Source organism: Parasphingopyxis lamellibrachiae, from assembly GCF_003385775.1.
Lineage (GTDB): Bacteria > Pseudomonadota > Alphaproteobacteria > Sphingomonadales > Sphingomonadaceae > Parasphingopyxis > Parasphingopyxis lamellibrachiae.
Map to the genome: position 1 here is coordinate 1 of NZ_QRDP01000010.1, position 2,789 is coordinate 2,789.

General features: G+C 53.9%; 4 protein-coding genes. All 4 read left to right on the plus strand.

The window, feature by feature from the left end; all coding sequences use genetic code 11:
- The first annotated feature begins 109 nt into the window (after positions 1-109).
- Positions 110-313 (plus strand): helix-turn-helix domain-containing protein, encoded by a 204-nt coding sequence (locus tag DFR46_RS14625; RefSeq protein WP_116237442.1) that lies wholly within the window; start codon positions 110-112, stop codon positions 311-313.
- A gap of 87 nt (positions 314-400) precedes the next feature.
- Positions 401-625, plus strand: coding sequence for a hypothetical protein (locus DFR46_RS14630; RefSeq protein ID WP_116237443.1), 225 nt, complete (start codon positions 401-403; stop codon positions 623-625).
- Between the two features lie 53 nt (positions 626-678).
- Entirely contained in the window at positions 679-1,545 is an 867-nt protein-coding gene (locus DFR46_RS14635; RefSeq protein ID WP_147297712.1) for a hypothetical protein, read from the plus strand.
- Between the two features lie 99 nt (positions 1,546-1,644).
- A partial coding sequence (locus DFR46_RS14640) for a site-specific DNA-methyltransferase (RefSeq protein WP_245953913.1) occupies positions 1,645-2,789 on the plus strand: 1,145 nt, incomplete at its 3' end.

Genomic DNA, 2,789 nt, shown 5'->3' on the forward strand with positions numbered 1-2,789 from the left:
GTTGTATACAATAAGTGACATGATGGTTGCTTGGAGCGCGCGAACAGTCAACCTAAATGTCACTGATCGTCTGTAGATTGATCGGCGACATACGCGTCTCTTGACGTGCATGGATATCTGTAAACGCCTCGGGGAAAATGTCCGCCGATACCGAAAAGAGAAGGGGTGGAGTCAGGAAGCCTTTGCGCATGAGGCGGACATTCATCGCACCTATATTTCGGATATAGAGCGCGGTGCGCGTAACCCAACGATCACAATCATCGAAAAGCTTGCCCGGCCTCTTGGTGTGACCGCGAGCCAGCTTCTCGAATAGCCAACCTCACGGTTTCACATATTCTCGATCTGGACTGGACTTGGGCACGAAACAGAGCGTGTGTCGTCTTCGGATGAGGACAGACAGATGATCGATCGCGAGACTGCGGAACAGACATTGGACGGATTGTTAATGTGCGCGATCGTTTTGATCGAAGATGCGCATCCGGAGCTGGTAATAGCGAAAGCAGAGAGCGGCCCGGATCATCTCAGACGATTTGTCATGATACAGCAATTGGGCGACAAACTCGTATCCATTGCGGACGCTGCAACTGCAATCACCGATGGGGCCGATACTCGGCGAGACAGCTAGTCGCTCGGCTCGCGGACAATCGTTCCAAAAATACCGGGCCACAGGGAGCCTCTGTGGATTACCTAATTGCGGACGATGATTGTTCCGCGTTATCAATGGAGCGCTACGACCAGCAAGCGGTTGGTTACTATCGGCTCGCCGCCGGGGCTGATTTCAAGGCCAGACAAAGGCGTGAGGGCAAAGTCATGCTCAACCCCGATCTCGATCCTGTCGGCGTTTCCGACACTCCCAACATCGTGCACGACCCGCAACGGCAGGCGGCGATTTCCCAAGAGTTCCAAAGGAAACTCGAATATCTCTGGTTGAACTACAACTTCTGCCGAAAGGTTTTGGGACCTCGTCAGGCCTTCAACCAATCTATCCAGGACCTGCGAGATGCACTGCACGGAAAGGTTGAGCTTTCCGACATCATTGATGACCTCCAGTTGGAGATACGAATAGTATTTGGTCACTTTCTGGAAGAAATGACCGGTCGAAGCTCGCTGCAATGGCGCCGCTGCTCGGATGAGGAGTTACGTAAAGTCGCAAAAAAGGTCACAACAAAAATTTTCAAGCGAGAGGGGCCATCTCGCGATGATATTCTTCCATTGCATGTTGCGGGTATAATGGCTGCGGTGCAGGAATGCTGTGGTCGGCGTGTGACGATGGTCAAAGAGATTAGGGACATATACGGCCCGGTTCTCTCGAAAAATCAGGCCAGCCAAACGGTCCGCGATATTATGAAAGCCATCGACCCGGACATCGCTGAACGGACGATTGCCCTGGCCGTGCATAAGCTGCGCAAAGAGTATGCTGGTAAACCCATGCGCTTCTGCGATCTCTTCCCTTTCTATGGCGGTGGACTTGCAGCCGACGGAATGACGCCCAAACCGGGCCATGGCCACAAGCTTGTGGAATTCACACCGATTTGCGTGAGATAGTTTCCATGACGGCATAAAAAATGCCCGATAAATGATTCGCTCCTTTTCCAATTGAAGGAGTAGATAATGAACGCCGTAACGAACCATCCCCGGATTGAGATGCGCCCACTTGGTGCGATCCGGATCAACCCCAAAAACCCCCGAACGCATAACGCCCAGCAGATCAGGCAGATCAGCCGGTCAATTACGCGCTTCGGTTTTGTCAATCCGATCATCATCAATGATGACGGTCTGATCGTCGCTGGTGCCGGCCGTTACCTCGCGGCTGAAGCCTTGGGCCTCGAAGAAGTTCCGACGCTCAAGGTAGCTTTCGTGACGGAAGCTGATCGGCGGGCCTTTGCACTGGCGGACAACCGTGTAGCAGAACTGTCGACTTGGAATGAAAACCTGCTCGCGGCGGAATTTGAGTTCCTGTTCGAAGCGGAATTTGATGACATTGAAATCACCGGCTTCGACGCGATCGAGATTGACGACATCATGCTCGGTGATGAGCAAGTTTCGGACGATGACGAACCACCGGTTGAGTTGCCGGAAGCAGATGCGCAAGCCGTATCTCGAACAGGTGACCTTTGGCAGATCGGCGATCACCGATTGCTGTGCGGCGATGCACTGGATCCGGATAGCTACGACCGGTTACTCGAAGGAGAACGCGCGCAGCTGGTCTTTGCAGACCCGCCATACAATGTGCGCATTAGCGGTATTTCTGGATCCGGCCAGATAAAACATCGCGAATTCGCTCATGCGAGCGGGGAGATGACAAAGCCCGAATTCACGGCTTTTTTGCGAATGGTATTCCGCCACCTCGTCAATCACAGCGCGAACGGCTCGATCCACTTTCACTGCATGGACTGGAGGCACCTCCGTGAGATCACCGACGCCGCGGACGGAGTGTATACCGAGCTCAAAAACCTGATCGTCTGGGCTAAATCGAATGGAGGTCAAGGGTCCTTCTATAGAAGCGCACACGAAATGATCTTCGCGTTCAAGTCCGGCCGGGCTCAACATATCAACAATTTTGGTCTGGGCGAGAAGGGAAGGTATCGCACCAATGTCTGGCGCTATCCGGGTGCCAACACGTTTCGCAAGGGCCGCATGGACGATTTGAGATCGCATCCGACCGTCAAGCCGTTGCGGATGGTCGCTGATGCAATCCGGGATTGCTCGAAACAGCGCGGTCTCATTCTCGATCCGTTTAGCGGCAGTGGCACAACGCTAGTCGCTGCCGCGCGGACTGGACGCCGGGG